We start from the raw sequence: 22,974 nt of genomic DNA on the forward strand, positions 1-22,974 counted from the left end.
CCGTGACCGCATGCCGGACGGCGCTTCCAGTCAGGCTGCAATCACGCTGTGCGGTGGTGCGGCGCGAGCCTACTGCGAGGCACTGACAATCCGCCCGGAGGAACTCCAAGAGCCGATCGCCGCGTCACCGTCGGCACCGCCGCACACACCACCATGGACGGTCAACTACCGTCCGGCTCGTTCCCCACGTCCAGGCCCTCTTCCAGCCTGACCGCCAGCGCCAGCTCGTCGAGCGACCCCTCACCGGGGACGAACCAGCGAAGCGTCCCCTGCGCGGAGGTCACCGTCCCCGAGGCGAGTCGGCGCATCTCCTTGGTGAGGCCACTGGGCGAGTACCATCCCTCGTCCGCGTGCCACTGCAGGGGCTTGTTTCCGTTGCCGTTGCTCCACGTGGCCAGCGAACGTCGAGGTTCCTCCGCCAGCCACTCCGCCATCTCGCGCCGCTCGGGCTTGCTGTACGCCCGGAACTCCAGGACCGTGCCGTCCGCGATGCGGTTGTTCGTAATCAGGGTGGTTACGGCGTTGACCTGCCGACCCCGCGTTTCAACCTCGGCCACCTGGTAGTCCTCGCCCAGGGCCGGAGCGGTTCGGTCGGAGTCGAGCCCACGCATAACGGCCCGAACAACTCGCTCGATCCGCTCCGTGTTGCGCACCGCGGCGATGATGTGGCTGGACTTTCCGTACTCCTCGTCGATCGCGGCGAGCGACCAGGCAAGCGCGTCCCGTACCAGGTCAGGAACCTTAACGAGCTCTCGCGGCCAGTGATACGACGGATCCTCGATGAACCGCGTGTCCAGGCGCCGGAAGACGATATGGGTGACCAGGAGGTCTCCGTAGAAGGCCGCGGCGTCCGCCCTCCAGAGCAGCCCGTCCCGGAGAATCTGGAGCTGGTTCCGCACCTCGCGGAGGAGCTCCACCGAGCGCCAGACACGGAAGGCGTTCGGGGCCTCCCCGAAGATCTCGCGGTAGGTCTGGTCCTCCCACAGGCCGGCCAGGTTCTGATCACGCTTGGCCAGTGCGGCCAGCTGAGCATTCGTGTGCGTGGCGGCCAGGGCCTCGGCAGCCTCCGACATCGAGCAGCCGTGCTCCGGCGCGGGCAGGGCCTCGCCCCGCTTGATCACATAGCTGAGGTGCAGCATCAGGGCGAAGTCGTCCCGGAGCTGCACCTGAACCTTGTCCAGGGACTTGAAGTCGCGCTCCTCGATCGGGTTCTGCGTGTTCGTGTTCGTGGTGACGTGATCGCCGAACTCGGGCGGGCAGTCCTCCAGGGAGATCAGCCGCACCATGACCCTGCCGTATTGGGCGGTGTCCGGGTCTGCGGTGTACGCACGGTGGATGGCGCTCACCGTCTGCGCACCGTTGACCACGCTGGCGCCGGTGAGCTGGAAGTCTCCGACCTTGCCCGGGACCGCCTTGCCGACCGGCTTGATCGTCTCGCAGAGCATGGTGATGCCGTTGCTGAAATACCAGAAGTGCTCCGGCTCCTCGAGGAGCGTGTTCCTGATCTTGATGTTTACGTCGGTCAGGTCGAGGTTGTCGCGGATGTTGCGCGCGAAGAGGCCACGCCGGTGCTCGCCGTACAGGTCGGCGAGGTCCGCCGCGGTCATGGTGCCGTACAGAGCCTTGTAGGGGGTCGACTCCTGAACGAAACCGTCCAACCGGACCCGGGCGTCGATCCTTGGGGCAGCCGCGTCCCCGAGGATGGCCCGGTGGAAGTCGCGCAGGTCCAGAAGCTTGTAGTCGACCATCTCCTCGACCTGGTTCAGCTCCGTAAGTTTCTCCTCGATGAGCTCCTTGGTGCCTTGGTCGAGTGGAGCAGTACGCATCAGCGCGAGAACCAGTGTGATCTTCGGCGTGCCGACCTCGAAGGCCCGCTCGATCTCAGGGACGAACTGCTGGAATCGGCTGTTGAACTTGGAGTACTGGAGGTCGAGCATCCGGTTCAACCCGCGGAACATCCGGTCGACCTCGGTCTCCCCGAAGCCCCCCTTGAGGTTGTCGCTCCACTTGGCCTGCACCAGGCAGATCCTTGGCTGTGCGGACCGCACCTCGACCCCGATGGCGTCCAGGCCCCGGTCGTCGTCGCCGTCGAAGATCCTGGTCGCGGCGATACGGTCACTGCATGGGTGCTCGATCTGAACAGCTAGTGCGGCCAGGCCGCGACTGAGGAACGCCTGGACGTAGTCCTTCTCCGCGACCTTCGCCTTGTCCTTCATGTCGATGAGGTCGGTGAACCGCTCCTCGATCGCCTTACGGACGTACCTGACATGCAGCTTGCTCATGTACCCCCCTGCTAATGCACCACATCGCCAACACCCTATCGAGGGGCAATCTTTAATGCGCCTCGAACCATAGACATGGCCAGCGGAACGAAGGTGATCGGCGCTGCTGCGCCGTCTCGGTGACCGCCAGATGCCGGGTCGAAGCGGCTCGGGCGGGATTCCCGCTCTCCGTATGCGGAGTGCATTACCTGAAGGGGGCGGGGCCGGTCAAGTGCCATGCTTGCCCGGCTTCTTCCCGCTGAGTGACGGGTAGCGAGCCTGCACAGGTGAGGGATGGGCGATCCCGTTCCCGGTTGGTGGGATGCTGTAGCCCTGCCGGGGCGGGGGATGTAGGCGTGTGCCCTTCATCAGGTGTGATGCTGAGGTGGCGGCACTCCGCCTGCGGGGCTTTGGGCCGGATTGACGGCAGTAGTTGACGCTGAGGTGGAAATGATGGGGTGACAGCTGGCCGCTACGTCGATCCCATAGACATCCGCTTTCGGCTGCACCCGAACCGACCGGCTTCGGGTCGGCCTTGAGCATGGTCAGCGCGCGGCGCTCTGTGGCGGCATCATCGGGGGCAGCCTGGCGCCAACGTCCCCCTCGGCCCGGTTTGGGGTGACGTATCGCCACCCACCGAAGTCCGCGGTGGACCTTCTCTACACCCAGATGCTGCATGGGGGTGTTCAGGTGTTCCTCCGCGAGTTCCGAGCGGACCAGTCCAACGACGAGCTCCGTTCCGTGTTCGCCGCTGTACCGACCGAACGCAAGTGGCCGGTTAAGCGGCCACATGTCAGGATCGAACCGTGCCTCTTTTCCTCGATGCTGCCGAGAGTTCGGGGCGCCCTGCGGTGCCGTCTCCCAGGATGCGGCGGGTGGTGTTCGTCGCGTTGCTGAGCCGGGACGGGCGGCTTGCCCTGGTGGCAGACGATCTGCCCGGAGCTCCTCCCCGATGGGTGCTCCCTTCAGGATCCGTCCGAGCCACAGAGACCTATCGTGAGGCGGCCGTGCGCGTACTCCGCGATGCGGTCGGCGCGATGCCGGTGCGCGGGGGCGCTGTTGAAGGATGCCGCTGGGCTCAGGTGCCTGTGCCCGTAGGCCGGAGCCGTCGAGAGGCGCACGTGTTCGTCTTTCGTCTCGCTGAAGCTGGTGATCCGCCGGATTATCTGTCCTGGAGGGGAACGACACGCTGGGCGGGGCCTGAGCAGTGGCAGGAGTTGCGCGCACGGTGTGATCTGCCGAATGTGGATGTGCTGTTGACGGGGTACCTGGAGGGGTGGATCCCGGACGGGCGGATCACTTTGGAGCCTTGAACCCCGGCACCTCGACACCCTCCGTCACTCGGCCCTGGCGATCGTGGCGGCGGTCTCCTGAAGGGCCGCAGCAACCGCTGGCATGTCCTGTTCACGCAGACGCACGGCGGGTGCGTACACGGAGATCGCTGCGAGCGGTTCCCCGATGCGGTTGCAAATGGCCACGCTTACCCCGTGCAGGTCGTGTGCACTTTCCTCGAGGTCTGCCGCCCATCCCCGGACCCTGACTTCCTCCAACTCCACCTCAAGCAGCGGCCACTCAGTGATGCTTCCTGCCGCCGTGGCAGGGAGCGCGGCCGGCAGTGTCGCGCGTACATCTGCCGGGTTGCGCAGTGCGAGCAGGGCCTTGCCCGCCGCTGTGACGTGGGCGGGGAGCTCCTGTCCGAGCGGAACGCTGACGCGCAGGACATGCCGGCACTCGACTCCGTCGAGTAGTCGGACGACGGCCGCATCCAGGGAGTACAGGCACACCGTCTCCTGCAGCTTCTCGGAGAGCTCCTCCAGGGGTCTGCGCGCCTGTCGTCGGACATCCAGTTGGGCGATGGCGTCCAGTCCCATGCGTACGAGCTGCGGCCCCAGCGAGTATCCGCGCTGCCCCCGATCGTGGCGCAGGAAACCCATGTGCGTCAGGGTGACCAGGATGCGGTGCACGGTGGAACGGGACATGCCGAGTTCCCGGGCAGTCTCCATGACACCGATCGTTCCCCGGTCATGAGCCAGGACAAGAACATCCAGAGCCTTTGTCACCGACGCCAAGGCCTCGGTCGCCGACAGATGATTGGCATCCACCATGAAGGAACCGTAGCGCCGACAAGCTCCCATGGACCGGGAGCTTCGACAGAATCCACACCGCCAGATTTCTGCGGTGCCACGCCTCATGGATCCAGCACGGCTTCGCAGGATCACGATGAGACACTTCTTCGTCAAGGCAGGTCGATTTCTGCGATAACTCCAACTGGCGTTAACGCACTTGGGCGCGCTACTGACCGTTTGGCGTCACCTCACAGGAACTGTGGGCGTGCCACAGTGTGTCGTCCCTACACTGGCAGCGGCCTTCCTTGAGGAGTTCACCGTGGCGGGATATCGGACAGGTACGCCTGCGTCGAGCAAAGGTGTCTATGTCGGCCTGGCCCGGCATGCCGTGGAGGAACTGATCACTTCACTGCGCGGCGAGTTGGCCACGCTGGAGGCGGTCCTCGCGATGATGTGCCAGGAAGCCGAATCCGCCGATGTTCACGAAGATCGGTCGGCCCCCAAGGAGGACACGGCAACCGCCCAGCGCTCCGGGGAGGTACCGTCCGAAGATTCTATCGCCTATGAGGATCCGTCGGCAGAAGAGGCGCGTCCGAGCTCTGGTACCCAGACCCTGGGGCCGCCGCGCAACGGAAGTATGCGTGATGCGATCCTCACGCTCCTGTGCGCCACCCAAGAGGCGATGTCGATCACCGATATCGCGGCGGCCGTGCGCCCGGGAGCGGACGCGACGGTCCGCTCATCCGTAGGGAAAACCCTCAACCGTATGAAGCAACTTAGTGAGGTGGAAAACGTAGCGCCAGGGATGTTCCGGGCTGTGCTGTCATCCCGAGTTGCTTGATCCACCCGAGCGCGACCCCAACCCAATAAGCAGGCCTCCCTCGATTATCGGTCGAGGGAGGCCGCCCAAACGCACGAACGGACGCTTCTCCTACCAGGGTTCCGGTCCGTCGTGCACGTTCACTCTAGCGCCGTCGACAGTGGCGCTAGAGAGAATCTGCGCCGTCATGCGATGGACCGTGCACGACTGACCCCAATCAGGCAATTGAGGATCAGTCATGGGCACATTGCGTCGAATTCGATCCGGGCCAGAGGGCAAGGCCCAGAGCACGCTCCAGCCGGCAGACCGTCAGGACATCCGGCCAGCCGGCGCCCGCCAGCAGATCGCCGATGGTCTGCCTGCCGACGTCGCTCTGGGCAGCCAATGCGCGCAGCGAGAGTTCCGGTCGCTCACCCAGGGCGGCGGCGAGGCGGCGGGCAATCGTCTGGACCACCGCGGCGGCGGGCTCCCCGACGATCCGGGCATCCGGCCACTGATCCGGGTCGACGGCGTAATTCCGTGGCGGCGCCGTGCGCGCTCGGCCTCCGGTCATAAAGATGCGCTCCTTCAGATCGTGATCGACACTGACACCGGCGGCCGGTTAACCGGCCGCATGTCATGGGCCTTGCGCCTGGAGGTCGCTGTGTCGAATCGCCTGCTGGCGTACTCGCCGAAACCGGAGACGGTGCCGCCCGCCCAGTGGCGCCGCATCGCGCCGGTCGTCCGCTCGCTGGGATTCCTGGCCGTTGCGGCCGGGCCCTACGGCCCAGATGTGATCATGACGCCGCTCGCGCGGCTGGTCGCCTGGACCGAGGCCCAAGGCCTCCCGCTGGAACCCTCGGTGATCCTTGACCGGAGCGCCGTTGAACGGTTCATCCTCGTCGGCTGCCGCGACATGGGCGCCAACAGCCGGCGGACCTGCAGCAGCCAACTGCGCCGGGCTTCCGAAGCGCTCCTGCTGGATCAGCTCGGGCAGCATCCGCCGACCCGGCTGAAGGCGGCCGCGACCCCGGTGACGCCTTACCCGCAGGCGGAAGTCGCCCACTGGCTGATCTGGGCGCAGAGCCTGCCCACCGCGACCCAGCGGCGCAATGCGTGCTTGCTCTTCTGTCTCGGTATCGGGTGCGGCCTCGCCGTCGAAGATCTTGTGTACGTTCAGGGGCGGGACATCCACGCGGGCTCCACCGGGCGGGCGCTGGTCCAGGTTCACGGGCGCCGGTCGCGCACCGTCGTGTGCCGTTACGCCTACGAGGAACTGCTCCTGGCGGAGGCTGCAGACATCCCGGCAGACGCATACGTGTTCCGGCCGGACTGGCAGGACCGCACCAGCAAGCACATCGCATCGGACTGGCTCGCCAAGTACCCACGGATCATCGGCCGTTGCGACGGTGCAGTGCTGCAGACCCAGCGGCTGCGCACGACCTGGATCGTCGATCTGCTGAATGCGGGCATTCCGCTGAAGGTGATTCTCAAAGCGTCGGGGCTCGCGACGCTGCACAGCCTCTCGCGCTACCTCGTCTTCCTCCACGACGTACCAGCAACAGAGGCATCCGATCTGTTGCGGGGAGCGGCAGCATGAGCAGGAAGAACCCGGAGAACAAACCCTGCCGGCGCACCGGCCTCGCCCTACGCCCAGCACCGCAAGCCCCCGGCCGTACCCTCAACGATCGCGAGGTGAACAAGGTCTTCGATCTTGTGCGGCAGAGCGGCGCATTGGAACGCCTCCCCGCGGACGGCCGCAAGCCGGGACCCAAGGGCATGCCCTTCCGCACCGTACTGATCGGCCTGATCCTGTCGCAGTACACGGGCAAGAGCGCAAACATCGACGACGCCTGGGAGACACTTTTCTTTGCGCTGTCTCCCGGGGCCAAAGCCCTGCTCGACGTTCCCGACATCGACCTGAACATCCCTGAGGGTGCCACCGACGAAGAGATCGACGACATCGCGCACAAGCAATACGCGATGTCGAAGCGGGTCTACCGGTCCTGGATGTCGATGACCAAGCGCCTCGACCCGGCGCCGCACGACCGCCGCAAACGGCTGACCCTCCACGAGGCAAAGAAGATCCGGCGGCAATGGAATGCCCGCGCCAACAGGGACGCCGTGCGCAACCTGGAAGCCATCGCCCAGGACCTGATTCTCGCTCCGGTCATGACCTCCTACCAGCGTGGCGACTTCGCCCGCTGGCACGGACACATCGCGGTCGACGACACTCCGGTTCCGGTCTGGGGCAAAGAGCCGGACTACCGCAAGGACCGGGCCTCGCTTGAGATCACCGCCGGGATGTACGTGAAGGGAGGAACACCGAAGCGACCGGCGCGTCCCGCCGGAGCTGGGGCCCCCACGAACACCGGCACCCGACGCGGCACAGCGAACAAGCCAGCTACTCGGAGTGAACCGACACGGAAGACAACCAAGGCACCGGAGAAGAAGGAGTTCCGCTACGCCATGATGGCCGCGTTCCCCGGCCACGGCCACGGCGACCTTGCCGGCGCCTACCCTGCGGTCTGTCTCGGCATGATCCTCCACACCCCGGGCACCGAACCGGGGCCGGCGGCCCTCCGCGCCATCCAACCGGCTTTCGAACGAGGCATGGTCAAAGACCTCTTCTGCGCTGACCGTGGCATCTCCCAGGCCAAGCCCCACAACCTGCATCTGCAGCTGCTCAAGCTCGGCCTCAGCGCGGTGAAGCACTACAACGACGACAAGGTCGACCGGCAAGGACAGTTCCGAGGCATGGAGCTGGTCGGCGGCGAGTTCTACTGCCCGATGATGCCCACTCCGCTCGTCACCGCAGGCACCACTTACATCAACAGCCGCACGGACGAGGACCGCGCCCACGCACCCAATTTGATCCAGTCCCGAAAGGACTTCCAGGCCAAGGTCAAGGAGTACGGCCCCGCAGGTGACCAGCGTCGACAGTGCCCGGCCCTCGGACCACACGCCACGGTCACCTGCTACCGCCGTCCCCAACCGCGACCGTCCACCATCGTCGACCTCGACGCCCCCACTGTCCGCACTCCAGCTGCCCTGCCCACCATCCCCAAGCCTAAGCGGGACACCAGCACCTACCCCGACATCTGCGCTGGGAAGAGCATCACTGTCCCAGGCACCGTGTTGGCCAAGTGGCGGCAGAAATACGCCCTGTTCACCCCTCTGTGGCAAGAGGCCTGGTCCGGGCTGCGCAGCCAGAACGAGGGCGGCAACGGCAACCTCAAGAAGTCCGCACTCGATAGCATCGACAACCCCCAGTTTCGCCTGCCCCACGGCCGCGTCGCGCAGACACTGCTCAACGCCGTGATCATCTTCGTGGCGAATCTCAGAGCCATCGAACGGTTCCGCCGCGACCAAGGCATCCAGCCGCGCCGAATCAGCACGCCGCGTACCGCACCCCAAAGCGTCCAGCCCGCCGACCCACCCCGGTCGGAACCGCTTCCGGCCGGGCAGGACAAGCCTCCGCCACGTGAGTGACGCACCCCCGCCGCCCCACCCCACCCCTTGAAAACCCCACATGCCTACGCCACGGCCACCAGCCGTCGCGCAGGCATGTCCTGTTTCCGCAGGTGAGAGGTGCAGCACCCGGACCGCCACCGCACCAACCCCTCACCGAGCCGATCACACGACCCGAAGGCCGCAGGAACGACGAAAAACCGGCGAGTCATGTGACTCAACCGGTAATTCGTGAACGTATCGAGGACGATCTCGTGAACGTCCCTGCTGGTGTCCGAGGGGGGACTTGAACCCCCACGCCCGATAAAGGGCACTAGCACCTCAAGCTAGCGCGTCTGCCATTCCGCCACCCGGACAAGGTGTCTGTCGCTCGGGGTGTTCCCCGCGGCGACATGGACAACAATACCAAGGTTTCGGAGTGCCTTTCACCTGCGTATCCGCCCGCCGACCGCGAGATGCACGGTGCCCCGCGCACGCCCGCCTAGAGTCTCACCATGAGTGACGGGTTGATTACCGGTGCCACTGGGGCGCTCGGCGAGATGAAGCGGCGCCGCCCCCGGATGCTGTCCCCGCTGCGCGAGCACCTGCGGGACACCATGTGGTTCGCGCCGACCGCGGGACTGCTAGGAGCCATGCTTCTGTGGTGGGCGGCGTCGGAGCTGGACGCCGAGATCGTCGCGACGCTGCGGAACGACGGTGACTACGACGCGATCAAGAACCTGATGGGCATCGCCGACGACGCCAAGGCGGTGATCAGCACCATCGGCAGCGCCATGATGACCTTCATCGGTGTCGTCTTCAGCATTTCGCTGGTGGCCGTGCAAATGGCCAGCGGCCAGTTCAGCCCCCGCGTGGTGCGGCTCTACGTCCGGTCCCGCATCACCAAGCTCACGCTCACCGTGTTCATGGCGACGTTCCTCTTCTCCCTGCTGACCCTCACGTCGTTCGACAGCGAGCAGGACGTCCGGCTCCTGACGAGCGTCCCACTGATCGAGTCCGTGCTCGCGATGGCGATGGTGCTGCTGAGCCTGTTGTTGTTCGTGGCGTACGTGAACGGGACGGTCCGGATGATGCGGATCGGCTTCGTGATCGACAGGATCGCGCGCGAATCGTTCCGGGTCGCCGTGAAACAGCCCACGGAGCTGCCGGTCGACACCGGGCAGCTCGGGCCGGAGACCGCCCGGATCACGCATCAGGGCAGGGCCGGGGTGCTGCGGGACGTGAACATCGCGCGGGCCGTGCGGGCGGCCCGGCGCCAGGGTGTCGTCCTGCGGCTGATCCCGCGGATCGGCGACTTCGTGGTGCCGGGGACGCCGGTGTTCACGGTGCACGGTGGCGCCGCGCCCTCGCGCCGGGCGCTCGGCTACACCGTGTACGTGGGCGTCGAGCGGACCTTCCACCAGGATCTCGGCTTCGGCCTGCGACAGCTGTCCGACATCGCGCTGCGGGCCCTGTCCCCCGCGGTGAACGACCCCACGACCGCCGTGCAGGCGCTGGACCGCATCGTGCAGTTCCTGGCCTCGATCGCCCCGTACCCGCTGGGCGCGCTCGGCCACCGCGACGGGCGCGGGGCACTGCGGCTCGTCCAGTCGGTGCCGGACTGGACCGCTCTGGTGGATCTGGGGTTCGCCGAGATCAGGGGGTGTGCACTCGGTAATCCCCAGGTGACCCGGCGCATGCTGGCCGGTCTCGACGATCTCCTCCTCCTCGCTCCCACGGAACGGCGCGAGCCGCTGCTGCGGCACCAGGAGCTCCTCGCGCAGTCGGTGGAGCGCTCGGTGCCGGAAGCGGCGGATCGCACGTTCGCGCTGACGCCGGACCGACAGGGAATCGGCTGACGCGCGGGTTCCGCGGGGTTCGGTTCCGCAGGGACCGGTTCCGCACGGCATCGCGGGCGATGCGGGCTGTGCGCCGGCCGTCAGCTGAATGCCGCAGATCTCATGGGTGTCCCGGATGCCATGACCGTCACCGCCGTCACACCAAGCGGTGATCGCTCGGGAAGTTTCCCGGCTGCGGCTCTTCTCCCGCCGAGCCGCGGGTGACGGCACGCACCAGCAGCTCGCCACCCACGAACGCACCGCGCCAGGACCCGCCGAACCCGCCGAACAGCTCCTCCCTGTCACCGCGCGAGCGAGGCTTGCCGCGGCCGGTCTTGAAGGCGCGGATCTGGGGTACGAGACGTTCGTACGTATCGGGGTCGTCGGTGGAGAGCGTGGCGACGAGCGCGCCGTTCGACGCGTTCATCGCGGCGAGCAGTTCCGCCTCGGTGTCGACCAGGAGGATCGTGTCGACGGGGCCGAACGGCTCCGCGTGGTGCAGCGGTGAGGACGGCGGCGGGTTGAGGAGGGTGACGGGGTGGAGGTACGCGTCCGTGTCCTGGCCCGGCAAGAAGCGTCCCTCGGCAGGCGCGCCGCGGTACAGCGGGACGGCGCCCCGGTCGACGGCCTCGGCGACCTGGTCGGCGAGTTCCTTGGCCTTGGCCGCGTTGATCAACGGTCCGAAGTCGAGCTCGGGGAACGGGTCTCCGGAGTGCGCCACGGCGAGCGGGTGCCCGACGCGTACGGTACGGACCGCCGGGAGGTAGGCGGTGAGGAACTCGTCGAAGAGGGAGCGCTGGACGACGAAGCGCGGGTACGCGGTGCAGCGCTGCTTGCCGTAGTCGAAGAGCTTCGGGACGAGCGCGGCGAGTGCGTCCCAGTCGCTGTGGTTCCAGATGCCCCAGGTGTTCAGTCCTTCCTGTTCGAGGATGTGCCGCTTGCCGAGGTCGGCGACCGCCGTGGCCACCGCTGCACCCGTGTCTCGGCCGCCGACGAAGGAGACGCAGCCGATCTCCGGCGCGCGCACGAGAGCTTCGGACAGCTCGCGGCCGCTGCCGCTGACGAGGGTGACGGGAAGTCCCTCGCGGGCGGCGAGTGCGCAGGCCAGGGTGAGGCAGGCGACACCGCCGTCGGTCGGGGTCTTGGCGACGGCCGCGTTCCCTGCCAGTACCTGTACCAGCATGGTGTGAACGAGCACGCTCATCGGGTAGTTCCAGCTCGCGATGTTGGATATCGGGCCGTCCAGCGGGGCCCGGCCCTCGACCATCGGCTCGATGCCCTCGACGTACCAGCGCACACCCTCGATGGCCCGATCGACGTCTGCCGTGGCCAGCCGCCAGGGCTTGCCGATCTCCCAGACGAGGAGCAGCGCGAGCAACTCCCGGTACCGGGTGAGGGAGTCGAGTGTCGCGGCGACACGGGCACGCCTCTCGGTCAGAGCGATGTGCCGCCAGGCGCGGTGCTGGTCGAGCGCGGCACGCACGGCCCGGCGGGCGGCGGTGGCGTCGAGCCGGGGCGGGCCCGCGATGGGGGTGCCGTCGACGGGGCTGGTGGCGGGCAGGGTCCGTCCGTCGGCCTGCCACGTGCCGTTCCACAGGTTCAGGACACGGTCGTCGCGGAAGGCCTCGGGGGCGACGGCGAGGCAGCGGCGCCAGGCGTCGGTCCAGGCGGTGCCTGCCTTGAGGACGGGAGCGTCAGGGGCGGTGCGCAGGCCAGTAGTGGTGTGCGGGTCAGGGGTGGGGCTCAGGGGTGTCATCCGGTTGTCTCCGCTCACGGTGCACGGTCGGGGCGAGAGGGACGGGGAGGGGCGTCAGAGGACGTCGAGCACGAGCCGCGCCGTCTCGGTGGGGGTGTCGCCCACGCGTACGCCGACGGCCTCCAGGGCCGCCTTCTTGGCCTGCGCGGTGCCCGAGGGGCCCGAGACGATCGCGCCGGCGTGGCCCATCGTCTTGCCTTCGGGCGCGGTGAATCCGGCGATGTAGGCCACGACGGGCTTGGTGACGGACGCCTTGATGTACGCGGCGGCGCGTTCCTCTGCGTCACCGCCGATCTCGCCGATGAGAACGACGAGTTCGGTGTCGGGGTCGTCTTCGAAGGCGCCCAGGCAGTCGATGTGGGTGGTGCCGACGACGGGGTCGCCCCCGATGCCCACACAGGTGGAGAAGCCGATGTCGCGCAGCTCGTACATGAGCTGGTAGGTGAGCGTCCCGGACTTCGAGACCAGTCCGAGGCGGCCCGGCTTGGTGATGTCGGCGGGGATGATGCCCGCGTTGGACTGTCCGGGGGTGATCAGGCCGGGGCAGTTGGGGCCGATGACGCGGGTGCCGCGTTCCTTCGCGTAGGCGAGGAAGCCGACGGAGTCGTGGACGGGGACGCCTTCGGTGATGACGACGGCGAGGCCGATGCCGGCGTCGGCCGCGTCGTGGACGGCTGCCTTGGTGAAGGCGCACGTAGGTGAGGCCCTTGGCGGCGGCTGCCGCTTCCAGTTCCTCGTCGTGGCTCTCCTGGTCGGCGCCCCACCGTTCCTGGCGGAAGCGGGCGTTGTCGTCGAGTGTGACCTTTCCGTCCAGGGCGACGATCTCCCCCTGGGCGGTGCGGACGAGCGGGTTGACCTCGACGAGGAGGGCGTCCTCGCGGACCAGCACACACCAGAGTCTGACCAGTGTGGCGGCTGTTTCGGGAGGGAGCCCCGCGGCGGCGGCGATCTCGGCGGCCTTGGCCCGTGTGACCCCTTCCGCCGGGGCGATCGGGACCCGCACCACCGCTTCGGGGCGGCTCGCCGCCACCTCCTCGATGTCCATGCCACCCTCGGCCGAGGCGATCGCGAGGAAGCATCCGGCCGCGCGGTCCAGCACATAGGAGACGTAGAACTCGTCCGTGATGTCTACGGATTCGGCCGTCATCACCCTCCGTACGGTGTGGCCCTTGATGTCCATGCCGAGGATCTGACGTGCCGTGATCTCGGCGGCCGCAGGGTCCGCGGCGAGCTTCACGCCGCCCGCTTTGCCGCGACCTCCGGTCTTGACCTGGGCTTTGACGACGACTGGGCCGCCGAGGCGTTCGGCGCAGGCGCGTGCCTGCTTGGCCGTGCCGGCGATCTCCGCGCGCGGCACCAAGACGCCGTGTTCTGCCAAGAGTTGCCTTGCCTGGTGCTCGAAAAGATCCATTTCGGCTCCTGACCACTGTGTCTGTCCGGATGCGGCCCCCAGACCCCCGAAAGTGCCGCACGCCCCCTGGACACCACCCACCGAATGCGGGATAACAAGCTTCATACAGTATTCGTCGACTGTATGCAATCTATCGAGAGGGCGCCCCGAAAGCGTGCGAGCGCGCTCCAACTCCCCTACGAAGGGACAGGACTTCGCCATGCCCGACGACAACAGCCCGAACGACATCTCCGGTGGACACCTGGTCGCCAAGGCACTCAAAGCGGAGGGCGTGGAGGTCATCTACACCCTCTGCGGCGGCCACATCATCGACATCTACGACGGCTGCGTCGACGAGGGCATCGATGTCGTCGACGTGCGCCACGAGCAGGTCGCCGCCCACGCGGCCGACGGCTACGCCCGCATCACGGGCAAGCCGGGCTGTGCGGTGGTGACCGCGGGCCCCGGCACGACCGATGCCGTCACCGGCGTCGCGAACGCCTTCCGCGCGGAGTCCCCCATGCTCCTGATCGGCGGCCAAGGGGCCCACACACAGCACAAGATGGGCTCCCTCCAGGACCTGCCGCACGTCGACATGATGACGCCGATCACCAAGTTCGCCGCGACGGTGCCCGACACGGCGCGCGCGGCCGACATGGTGTCCATGGCGTTCCGCGAGTGCTACCACGGCGCCCCGGGGCCCTCCTTCCTGGAGATCCCCCGCGATGTGCTCGACGCCCGGGTGCCGGTCGACAAGGCGCGGGTCCCCGAGGCCGGCCGGTACCGCGCGTCGACCCGCTCGGCCGGCGACCCCGATGCCGTCGAGAAGCTCGCCGACCTCCTCGTGCACGCCGAGAAGCCCGCGATCCTGCTCGGCAGCCAGGTGTGGACGACCCGGGGCACCGAGGCCGCCGTCGAGCTCGTGCGCACCCTCAACGTGCCCGCCTACATGAACGGCGCGGGCCGCGGCACGCTGCCGCCCGGAGATCCGCACCACTTCCAGCTCTCACGGCGCTACGCCTTCTCCAACGCCGACCTCATCGTCATCGTGGGCACTCCCTTCGACTTCCGCATGGGATACGGAAAGCGGCTCTCGCCGAACGCCACCGTCGTCCAGATCGACCTCGACTACCGCACCGTCGGCAAGAACCGCGACATCGACCTCGGCATCGTCGGAGACGCCGGACTCATCCTCAAGTCGGTCACCGAGGCCGCCTCCGGGCACGCGTTCCCCGGATACGGCAACGGCGGCGCCGCCCGGCGCAAGGAGTGGCTCGACGAGCTGCGCGCCGCCGAACAGACCGCGATCGAGAAGCGTCTGCCGAGCCTGAAGTCCGACGCCTCCCCCATCCACCCGTACCGCCTCGTGAGCGAGATCAACGACTTCCTTACCGAAGACTCCGTCTACATCGGCGACGGCGGCGACATCGTCACCTTCTCGGGCCAGGTCGTCCAGCCCAAGTCGCCGGGCCACTGGATGGACCCGGGCCCCCTCGGCACGCTCGGCGTGGGCATCCCCTTCGTACTCGCCGCCAAGCAGGCCCGACCCGACAAGGAAGTGGTGGCCCTCTTCGGAGACGGCGCCTTCAGCCTCACCGGCTGGGACTTCGAGACGCTGGTGCGCTACGACCTCCCCTTCGTCGGGATCGTCGGCAACAACTCCTCGATGAACCAGATCCGTTACGGCCAGAAGGCCAAGTACGGCCAGGAGCGCGAGCGCGTCGGCAACACCCTGGGCGACGTCCCCTACGACCAGTTCGCCCGGATGCTCGGCGGGCACGGCGAAGAAGTCCGCGACCCCGCCGACATCGCCCCCGCACTGCGCCGCGCCCGCGAGTCCGGCAAGCCCTCGCTGATCAACGTGTGGGTCGACCCCGACGCGTACGCCCCCGGAACCATGAACCAGACCATGTACAAGTGAGGAGCCCCGACGGCCATGAGCAAGGCTCTTGAAGGCATTCGCGTCCTCGACATGACGCACGTCCAGTCCGGCCCCTCGGCCACCCAGCTGCTCGCCTGGCTCGGCGCGGACGTGGTGAAGCTGGAGGCACCCTCCGGGGACATCACACGCAAACAGCTGCGCGACCTCCCCGGCGTCGACTCGCTGTACTTCACGATGCTCAACTGCAACAAGCGGAGCATTACCCTCAACACCAAGACCGAGCGCGGCAAGGAGCTCCTGACGGAGCTGATCCGGCGATCCGACGTGATGGTGGAGAACTTCGGCCCCGGCGCCGTGGACCGCATGGGTTTCACCTGGGACCGCGTCCAGGAGATCAACCCGCGCATCGTCTACGCCTCGATCAAGGGCTTCGGAGAGGGCCCCTACACCAACTTCAAGGCCTACGAAGTGGTCGCCCAGGCCATGGGCGGCTCCATGGCGACCACCGGCTTCGAGGAAGGCCCGCCGCTCGCCACGGGCGCCCAGATCGGGGACTCCGGAACCGGCATCCACGCCGTCGCGGGCATCCTCGCCGCCCTCTTCCAGCGGGAGCGCACCGGCCGGGGCCAGCGCGTGAGCGTCGCCATGCAGCACGCCGTGCTGAACCTGTGCCGCGTCAAACTCCGCGACCAGCAGCGGCTGGCGCACGGGACGCTCGCGGAGTACCCCAACGAGGACTTCGGGGACGAGGTCCCGCGCTCCGGCAACGCGTCCGGCGGCGGCCAGCCCGGGTGGGCCGTCAGGTGCGCGCCCGGCGGCCCGAACGACTACGTGTACGTCATCGTGCAGCCCGTGGGCTGGCAGCCGATCACGGAGCTCATCGGGCGCCCGGAACTGGCGGACGACCCCGACTGGGCGACTCCCGAGGCGCGGCTCCCCAAGCTCGGCAAGATGTTCCAGCTCATCGAGGAGTGGTCCTCGGCGCTGCCCAAGTGGGACGTCCTGGAGCAGCTCAACGCCCGCAACATCCCCTGCGGTCCGATCCTCTCCACGAAGGAGATCATCGAGGACGCCTCCCTGGTGGCCAACGAGATGGTGGTCGAGGTCCCGCACCCCGAGCGCGGAAGTTTCACCACCGTCGGCTCGCCGCTGAAGCTCTCCGACTCGCCCGTGGACATGGTCAGTTCGCCGCTCCTCGGCGAGCACAACGAAGAGGTATTCGTCGGCGAGCTCGGCCTCGGCGACGAGGAACTGCGCCTGCTCAAGTCGAACGGGGTGATCTGAGTGAGGGCCGACGACCGACTGCGGGCGGTGCGCGCCCTCCTCGACGCGGTGCGCGCCGAGGGCCGTACGGCGCTCACCGCCCCCGAGGGCAAGGTGCTCGCTGACGCGTACGGAATCGCCGTACCGGGCGAGGAACTCGCCACCGACGTCGACGAGGCGGTCTCCCACGCGGCCCGGTTCGACGGACCGGTCGTCATGAAGATCGTCTCCCCGGACATCCTCCACAAGACCGACGCGGGGGGCGTGGTGGTCGGTGTGGAGGGCGCCGCCGACGTACGGGCGGCCTTCCACCGGATCGTGGCGAACGCCCGCGCGTACGCCCCTCGGGCCCGCATCTCCGGCGTCCAGATCCAGGAGCTGCTGCCGGGCGGCCCCTCGGCCCAGGAAGTCATCGTCGGAGCGGTCACCGACCCGACCTTCGGGAAGGTCGTCGCGTTCGGGCTCGGCGGTGTGCTCGTGGAGGTCCTCAAGGACGTCACGTTCCGTCTCGCGCCCGTGGACCCCGACGAGGCCACCTCGATGCTCGACTCGATCGGGGCCGCGGAAATCCTGCGCGGGGTGCGCGGCGCGGAGCCGGTGCACAGAGAGGCCCTCGCGGAGCAGATCCGCCGGGTCTCCGAGCTGGTCACCGACTTCCCGGAGATCGCCGAGGTCGACCTCAACCCGGTCATCGCCACACCCCGGGGCGCGATCGCGGCGGACATCCGGATCATCCTCTCCGAAGAGACCCCCAAGCCACGGCGCACCTACACGCGCGTGCAGATGCTCGCCTCCATGCGCAGGCTCATGCAGCCCCGTTCGGTCGCCGTCATCGGCGCCTCCAACGAGGCGGGGAAGATCGGCAATTCGGTGATGCGCAACCTCATCGGCGGCGGCTTCTCCGGAGAGATCCATCCGGTGAACCCCAAGGCCGATGACATCTTCGGCCGCAAGGCGTACAAGAGTGTCACGGACGTTCCCGGCGAGGTGGATGTGGCGGTCTTCGCGATCCCCGCCAAGTCCGTCGCGTCGGCCCTGGAGGAGGTGGGCCGCAAGGGCATACCCAACGCGGTCCTCATCCCCTCGGGGTTCGCGGAGACCGGCGAACACGCCCTCCAGGACGAGATCGTGGCCATCGGCGAACGGCACGGCGTGCGCCTCCTCGGCCCCAACATCTACGGCTACTACTCGACGTGGCAGGGCCTCTGCGCCACGTTCTGCACCCCGTACGACGTGAAGGGCCCCGTCGCCCTGACGAGCCAGTCGGGCGGCATCGGGATGGCCATCCTCGGCTTCGCACGCACGACGAAGACGGGTGTCTCCGCGATCGTCGGCCTCGGCAACAAGTCGGACCTGGACGAGGACGACCTCCTGACCTGGTTCGGCGATGACCCCAACACCCAGTGCATCGCCATGCACCTGGAGGACCTCAAGGACGGCCGGGCCTTCGTGGAAGCCGCACGGGCGACCGTGCCCAAGAAGCCGGTCGTGGTCCTGAAGGCCGGGCGCACCGCGGCGGGCGCCAAGGCCGCCGGATCCCACACGGGGGCGCTCGCGGGTGACGACGCCGTGTACGACGACATCCTCCGGCAGGCGGGGGTGATCCGCGCACCGGGGCTCAACGAAATGCTCGAGTACGCGCGCGCGTTGCCGGTCCTGCCCACTCCGAAGGGTGACGACATCGTCATCATCACGGGCGCCGGCGGCTCGGGCGTACTGCTCTCCGACGCCATGACCGACAACAGTCTGAAGCTGATGGACATGCCCGACGACCTGGACGCGGCCTTCAAGGCGTTCATCCCGCCCTTCGGGGCCTCGGGCAACCCCGTCGACATCACGGGGGGTGAGCCCCCCTCGACGTACGAGGCGACCATCAGGCTCGGCCTGGAGGACCCGCGCATCCACGCCCTCGTACTCGGCTACTGGCACACGATCGTCACCCCTCCCATGGTCTTCGCGGAACTGGCGGCCCGTGTGGTCGCGGAGTTCCGGGCCCGCGGGGTCGAGAAGCCCGTGGTGGCGTCGCTGGCGGGCGACGTCGAGGTGGAGGAGGCCTGTCAGTACCTCTTCGAGCGAGGGGTCGTGGCGTACCCCTACACGACCGAGAAGCCGGTCGCCGCGCTCGGCGCGAAGTACCGCTGGGCGCGGGCCGCCGGGCTGTTGGGGGGCGGTCGATGAGGTGACCGGTCCGGGGCCGGCCCGCGGTGCGCGCCGGTCGGCCCGCATCCCGTGCGCACACGGAAGGGATGGGACAGGGGGCGCTGGCCAGGATCTTTCCGACGCAAGAGGTGCTGAGCGAGATGACGACAACTGACCTACCGACGACCGTCCCGTACAGGGAGGTGAGGGACGCCAACGGCCGGACGTACCGGGTCGGCGAGACCGACATCGACATCATGGGGCGCAAGCGGAAGTGGATGGTCATCCTGCCGTGGGTGGGCATGATGGGCATCAGCTCGGCCGAGTACGCGTTCGCCTCCGCCGAGGACACTCTGCACACCGCTCACCAGTGGAGCAGCCAGCACATCTTCTGGATGCTCGGCGTCTGGGTGTTCTTCCAGGCCGCGGTGGCCTTCCCGGCGGGCAAGCTCCGCGAGAGCGGAAGGCTCCCCGCGCGCTGGGCGATGATGCTCGGTGCCCTCGGCACGCTCCTCGGCTATCTGTCACTGGCTTTCGCACCGCACGTGGTCGTCGCCTATATCGGTTTCGGCATGTTCAGCGGCATGGGTGCCGGAATGGTCTACGCGACCTGCGTGAACATGGTCGGCAAGTGGTATCCGGAGAGGAAGGGCGGCAAGACCGGGTTCGTCAACGGCGGATTCGCCTACGGATCGGTGCCGTTCGTCTTTCTCTTCACGGGCTATATGGACCTAACGAATTTCCGCTGGGTCCTGGTGTCCGTCGGCCTTCTCCTTGCGACGGCGGTCGCCGCGGCGGGCTCTTTCTTCCAGGATCCGCCGAAGAACTGGTGGCCCGCGGAAGTCGACCCGCTGCGGCCGCCGGCCGACCCGCGCGCCCGGCGCGCCATGCGGATGAACCCGCCCGCCGTACGGCAGTACTCCCCCAGAGAGGCCTGGCAGACCGGCCGGGTGGCGTTGATGTGGTTCTGTCTCCTGTGCACCTCCGGCGTGAACATCTTCGGCATCGCGTTCCAGGTGGACATCGGTGAGGAGGCCGGCTTCGCCGGCGGCATCGTCGCCACCGCGATGTCGTTGAAGGCCATCGTCAACGGCACGGGGCGGGGCGTCATCGGCTGGCTCTCGGACCGCTACGGACGAAAGCGCTGCCTGATCTTCGTCTGTATCGTCCTCGGCCTCGCCCAGTACGGAATTCTCTGGTCCGCCGGCATCAAGAACCTCCCGCTCTTCCTTATTTTCTCCAGCATCTCCGGATTCGGTGGCGGCGCCATCTTCCCGATGTTCGCCGCCATGACGGCGGACTACTTCGGAGAGAACAACAACGCCTCCAACTACGGCCTGGTCTACAGCTCGAAGCTGGTGTCCGGACTCCTTGGCTCCGGCATGGGTTCCGTGGTGGTCCACCACTGGGGCCACACCGGGGCGTTCACCCTGGCCGGTTCGATCTCCCTGTTCGCCGGATTCATCGCACTGTTCCTGTCGCAACCCGGCAGGCCGAAAACCAAGGACATCAATCCCAATCCACAGCCCCTCGGTGAGGAGATGGCTTGATATGACGGCGGAGCCCATCGCCGGTCCCCACGCGTCGACCGACCGCGACGCACCGTACAGAGAGCTCACGGACGCGCGCGGCCGCGTCTACCGCATCGGCGAGAGCGACCGGGAGATCCTCGGCCGCCCCCGCTGGACGATGGTGGCGCTGCCATGGGCGGCCATGCTCGCCATCAGCGTCTTCGAGTACGCCTTCGGAGCGGCCGAGGACACCCTGTCCGCCGCGCACCACTGGACGTCGTCGAACACGTTCTGGGTTCTCAGCGTCTGGATCTTCTTCCAGGCCGGGGTCTCCTTCCCCGCGGGCAAGCTGCGCGAGAAGGGCATCCTGACGAGCAGGGCGGCGATGCTCACGGGATCGGTCCTCTCGCTGCTCGGCTTCCTCAGCCTCAGTCACGCGCCGAACGTGGCGGTGGCGATGGTCGGCTTCGGTCTGCTCGGCGGCGTCGGTTCGGGTCTGATCTACTCGACCTGCGTGAACATGGTCGGCAAGTGGTATCCGGAGCGGCGCGGCGGCAAGACGGGCTTCGTCAACGGCGCCTTCGCCTACGGAGCGGTGCCGTTCATCTTCCTGTTCTCGTACGGCTTCGACACATCCAACTACCGGACGGTGCTGGACCTCGTCGGCTTCTACGTACTGGCAGTGACCCTGGTGGCGGGCCTGTTCTTCAAGGACCCGCCGAAGAACTGGTGGCCGGCCTCGGTGGATCCGCTGCGCCTCGACGGGGATCCCCGTACGGCGGTGGCGCTGGCCAAGAACCCGCCCGCCGTCCGGCAGTTCACTCCTGGAGAGGCGCTGCGCACCGGAGTGATCCCCCTGATGTGGGTGGGCATGCTGTGCTGCGCGGGAGTGTCGATCTTCGGGATCTCGTTCCAGGTGCCGTTCGCGAAGGAGATGGGCTTCGGCCCGCTCATCGCGGCGTCGTCGATGGGCGTGATGTCGGTGATCAACGGCACCGGGCGCGGCGTGGTGGGCTGGCTCTCGGACCGCATGGGCAGGCAGCGGACCCTGACGTACGTGTGTGTGGCGCTCGCGGTGGCGCAGTTCGGGGTGCTGTGGGCGGGCGAGATCCGCAATCAGCCGCTGTTCCTGGTCTTCGCGTTCCTGTCCGGCTTCGCCGGCGGCGCGTTCTATCCGCTGTTCGCGGCGCTGGTGCCGGACTACTTCGGAGAGAACAACAACGCTTCCAACTACGGGATGGTGTACAGCGCGAAGCTGGTGTCCGGGCTGTTCGGTGGCGGTGTGGGAGCCATGGTCGTGGACTCCTGGGGCTATGTCGGCGCCTATACGACCGCAGGGGTCGTCTCGCTGATCGCGGCGGGCCTCTCCTTGCTGCTGCGCCAACCAGGGGCGCCACGCGCGCGTGAAGCCCTGGTATAGCGCCCGCTTCGGACATATCCGGACGGGGCCCTCCCGCCGTCGGGCGGAAGGGCCCCGTCCGTGCCACCGTACGGTCAGTCGCCGCAGCGCCCGGAGCGCAGCGAGTGCAGGTGCTCGCTGGACTTGCGGGCGAAGGCGTAGGACTCGACCGGGTTGTCGTGCTCGGTCTGCCAGTGGTGGTAGCGGCGGCCGTGGTGAGTGCGGGCGGTCACCTTGGACAGGAACTTCTTGTAGTCGATGTCGCCGTCACCGACGTCCGTCATGCGGTAGCCGTCGTGGGTGCTCTCGTCGCGGATGCCGTCCTTGACGTGGAACAGCGGGTAGCGGTGCGGCTGCTTGAGTACGTAGTCGAGCGGTTGGAAGGGCGCAGGGGTGCCGTCGGGGCGTTTGCCGAAGCGGAACTGGGCGCTGAACGCCCAGTAGATGTCCATCTCCAGGTACACGAAGTCGGGGTCGGTCTCGGCGAGCAGTACGTCGTAGAGCCGGACTTTCGGCTTGTCGGTGGCGAAGGAGAACTCCTCGGCATGGTTGTGCTGGTAGAACTTCATGCCGCGCTTGTGGGCCGCTTCCCCGTACGTGTTGAAGTCCTCCGCCGCACGCTTCCAGGCGTCGACGGTGGTGCCGTAACGGAAGGGGCCCGAGGCGGTGCCGATGTGCTTCAGACCGAGGGCCTCGGCGTCGTCGAGAACCTTGGTGAGGTTCTGTGCGAACGTGTAGGCGTTGGGATTGTTGTCGTCGTAGTAGCCGACGTGCGAGCCGATGGGGTGCAGTCCGTGGTCCCGGGCCAGCGCCTTGAGCTGGGCGAGGGTGATGGCGCCCGCCGAACCCTGGCTGTACCCGGCGAACTCGACCTCGTCGTACCCGTACCTCTCCAACTCGGCGAAGACCGGCGCGAATCCGACCGTCGAGATCTTGTCGCGCAGGCTGTAGAGCTGGATGCCGAGCCGGCCCGGCGGCAGGACCGGATGTCCCTTGCCGTGGCCTCGTCCCGCGGCGGGTGCGGCGGCGGCCGTCGGGGCGGCGGCGCCCACGAGGGCCGCCGCGGTGGCTCCGGCCGCCACGCCGAGCATGCCGCGTCGGCTGAGTCTGCGGGCGAGTTCGGGATCGGTGGCGGATGCCTTGTGGTTCATGTGGCTCTCCTCGGCAGGGTCAGGGGCGCGTCAGGGATGGGTTCGAAAAGCGGATCAGGGATCGCTGGG

General features: G+C 67.8%; 16 protein-coding genes, 1 tRNA gene and 1 pseudogene. 10 read left to right on the top strand and 8 right to left on the bottom strand.

What is annotated here, in order from left to right:
• Positions 1-161 precede the first annotated feature (161 nt).
• The gene (locus tag ACZ69I_RS20600) at positions 162-2,282 is read right to left on the bottom strand and encodes an AIPR family protein (RefSeq protein WP_470833736.1); all 2,121 of its coding nucleotides are present in this window, start codon (positions 2,280-2,282) and stop codon (positions 162-164) included.
• Between the two features lie 845 nt (positions 2,283-3,127).
• Here ACZ69I_RS20600 and ACZ69I_RS20605 point away from each other — a divergent pair.
• Entirely contained in the window at positions 3,128-3,574 is a 447-nt protein-coding gene (locus tag ACZ69I_RS20605) for an NUDIX hydrolase (protein WP_470833859.1), read from the top strand.
• Positions 3,575-3,598: 24 nt separating this feature from the next.
• Here the strand turns inward: ACZ69I_RS20605 and ACZ69I_RS20610 are convergent, their stop codons facing one another.
• Positions 3,599-4,366 carry an IclR family transcriptional regulator gene (locus tag ACZ69I_RS20610; protein ID WP_470833737.1) on the bottom strand — a complete coding sequence of 256 codons (768 nt, stop codon included), beginning with the start codon at positions 4,364-4,366 and terminating at the stop codon, positions 3,599-3,601.
• Between the two features lie 280 nt (positions 4,367-4,646).
• On the opposite strand from ACZ69I_RS20610, the gene ACZ69I_RS20615 reads away from it, so the two are divergent.
• Complete coding sequence (locus ACZ69I_RS20615) at positions 4,647-5,168, top strand: hypothetical protein (protein WP_470833739.1); 522 nt, start codon at positions 4,647-4,649, stop codon at positions 5,166-5,168.
• Positions 5,169-5,379: 211 nt separating this feature from the next.
• Here ACZ69I_RS20615 and ACZ69I_RS20620 read toward each other — a convergent pair whose 3' ends face one another.
• Positions 5,380-5,700 (bottom strand): helix-turn-helix domain-containing protein, encoded by a 321-nt coding sequence (locus ACZ69I_RS20620; RefSeq protein WP_364992296.1) that lies wholly within the window; start codon positions 5,698-5,700, stop codon positions 5,380-5,382.
• A 21-nt stretch (positions 5,701-5,721) separates the two neighbouring features.
• Here ACZ69I_RS20620 and ACZ69I_RS20625 point away from each other — a divergent pair, with 21 nt between their 5' ends.
• Complete coding sequence (locus ACZ69I_RS20625; RefSeq protein ID WP_470833740.1) at positions 5,722-6,726, top strand: hypothetical protein; 1,005 nt, start codon at positions 5,722-5,724, stop codon at positions 6,724-6,726.
• The gene (locus ACZ69I_RS20630) at positions 6,723-8,618 is read left to right on the top strand and encodes a hypothetical protein (RefSeq protein WP_470833742.1); all 1,896 of its coding nucleotides are present in this window, start codon (positions 6,723-6,725) and stop codon (positions 8,616-8,618) included. Before ACZ69I_RS20625 ends, ACZ69I_RS20630 begins: the two co-directional genes overlap by 4 nt.
• A 247-nt stretch (positions 8,619-8,865) precedes the next feature.
• On the opposite strand, the gene ACZ69I_RS20635 is transcribed toward ACZ69I_RS20630, so the two are convergent.
• Positions 8,866-8,953, bottom strand: a tRNA-Leu gene (locus ACZ69I_RS20635).
• A gap of 138 nt (positions 8,954-9,091) precedes the next feature.
• On the opposite strand from ACZ69I_RS20635, the gene ACZ69I_RS20640 reads away from it, so the two are divergent.
• Positions 9,092-10,435 (top strand): DUF2254 domain-containing protein, encoded by a 1,344-nt coding sequence (locus ACZ69I_RS20640; protein ID WP_470833744.1) that lies wholly within the window; start codon positions 9,092-9,094, stop codon positions 10,433-10,435.
• 136 nt (positions 10,436-10,571) lie between these two features.
• Here ACZ69I_RS20640 and ACZ69I_RS20645 read toward each other — a convergent pair whose 3' ends face one another.
• From ACZ69I_RS20645 to ACZ69I_RS20655, 3 genes and pseudogenes are all read right to left on the bottom strand, one after another.
• On the bottom strand, positions 10,572-12,170 hold the full coding sequence (locus ACZ69I_RS20645; RefSeq protein ID WP_470833745.1) for an aldehyde dehydrogenase family protein: 1,599 nt from the start codon (positions 12,168-12,170) through the stop codon (positions 10,572-10,574).
• A 54-nt stretch (positions 12,171-12,224) separates the two neighbouring features.
• Positions 12,225-13,061, bottom strand: coding sequence for a succinate--CoA ligase subunit alpha (locus tag ACZ69I_RS20650; protein ID WP_470833747.1), 837 nt, complete (start codon positions 13,059-13,061; stop codon positions 12,225-12,227).
• Positions 13,024-13,863: pseudogene (locus ACZ69I_RS20655) on the bottom strand (ATP-grasp domain-containing protein); the annotation flags it as partial. The pseudogene ACZ69I_RS20655 and the gene ACZ69I_RS20650, both read right to left, overlap by 38 nt.
• Here ACZ69I_RS20655 and ACZ69I_RS20660 point away from each other — a divergent pair.
• The 5 genes from ACZ69I_RS20660 (at position 13,781) to ACZ69I_RS20680 (ending at position 21,775) form a co-directional block, all read left to right on the top strand.
• On the top strand, positions 13,781-15,481 hold the full coding sequence (locus ACZ69I_RS20660; RefSeq protein ID WP_470833749.1) for a thiamine pyrophosphate-binding protein: 1,701 nt from the start codon (positions 13,781-13,783) through the stop codon (positions 15,479-15,481). The pseudogene ACZ69I_RS20655 and the gene ACZ69I_RS20660 sit on opposite strands and share 83 nt — an antisense overlap.
• A 15-nt stretch (positions 15,482-15,496) precedes the next feature.
• Positions 15,497-16,726: a formyl-CoA transferase gene (gene frc / locus ACZ69I_RS20665; protein ID WP_470833750.1), complete on the top strand. Its 1,230-nt coding sequence runs from the start codon at positions 15,497-15,499 to the stop codon at positions 16,724-16,726.
• The gene (locus ACZ69I_RS20670; RefSeq protein ID WP_470833752.1) at positions 16,727-18,883 is read left to right on the top strand and encodes an acetate--CoA ligase family protein; all 2,157 of its coding nucleotides are present in this window, start codon (positions 16,727-16,729) and stop codon (positions 18,881-18,883) included. It begins immediately after the preceding gene.
• A 122-nt stretch (positions 18,884-19,005) separates the two neighbouring features.
• Positions 19,006-20,394 (top strand): OFA family MFS transporter, encoded by a 1,389-nt coding sequence (locus tag ACZ69I_RS20675; RefSeq protein WP_470833754.1) that lies wholly within the window; start codon positions 19,006-19,008, stop codon positions 20,392-20,394.
• A gap of 1 nt (position 20,395) precedes the next feature.
• A complete protein-coding gene (locus tag ACZ69I_RS20680; protein WP_470833756.1) occupies positions 20,396-21,775 on the top strand; it encodes an OFA family MFS transporter in 1,380 nt (459 codons plus the stop codon).
• A gap of 74 nt (positions 21,776-21,849) precedes the next feature.
• Here ACZ69I_RS20680 and ACZ69I_RS20685 read toward each other — a convergent pair whose 3' ends face one another.
• Positions 21,850-22,905 carry a sugar phosphate isomerase/epimerase family protein gene (locus tag ACZ69I_RS20685; protein WP_470833758.1) on the bottom strand — a complete coding sequence of 352 codons (1,056 nt, stop codon included), beginning with the start codon at positions 22,903-22,905 and terminating at the stop codon, positions 21,850-21,852.
• Between the last annotated feature and the right edge of the window lie 69 nt (positions 22,906-22,974).

The organism is Streptomyces sp. NPDC036815 (assembly GCF_055609205.1).